The organism is Tissierella sp. (genome assembly GCF_052089545.1).
In the GTDB taxonomy this organism is placed as follows: domain Bacteria; phylum Bacillota; class Clostridia; order Tissierellales; family Tissierellaceae; genus Tissierella_A.
Genome location: NZ_JBQDAA010000229.1, coordinates 1 through 466, shown reverse-complemented (window position 1 = coordinate 466; position 466 = coordinate 1). Strand labels below are relative to the sequence as shown.

The following is a 466-nucleotide window of genomic DNA, read 5'->3' as shown; positions in this document are numbered from 1 at the left end:
CTAAATATTTTAATAAGGAAGAATCAATACTTGAAATAGCAAATATAATATTAATAGATTAATTTTAGTTGAAAGGATGGAACTTTTGAGTACTTTAGACATAGAGAATATCAAGAAGATTATACAAGAAAAAAAGCCAAAAGCTTTGGAGTCAATATCTAATTTTGCTGTTATAATTCCTCTTATAAAAATAGAAGAAGAACTTAATATAATATTTGAATTAAGAGCTAAAGATATGAAAACGCAACCTGGAGAAGTTTCTTTTCCCGGCGGGAAACTTGAAAAGGGTGAAACTTTTAAACAAGCAGCAATTAGAGAAACTATGGAAGAGTTAAATATAGAAAGAAACAATATAAGTGTAATGGGAGAATTAGATTATTTAATCTCATACTCAAATATGAGAATAAATTCATTTGTAGCTAACATTAGTGGAGTAACTGTGGATAGTATGCTACCAAATCCAGGA

1 protein-coding gene is annotated in these 466 nt (G+C 28.1%); it reads left to right on the top strand.

Annotated elements, in window-relative coordinates:
- Nucleotides 1–85: 85 nt before the first annotated feature.
- A partial coding sequence (locus ACTHW2_RS12020) for an NUDIX hydrolase (protein WP_442264154.1) occupies nucleotides 86–466 on the top strand: 381 nt, incomplete at its 3' end.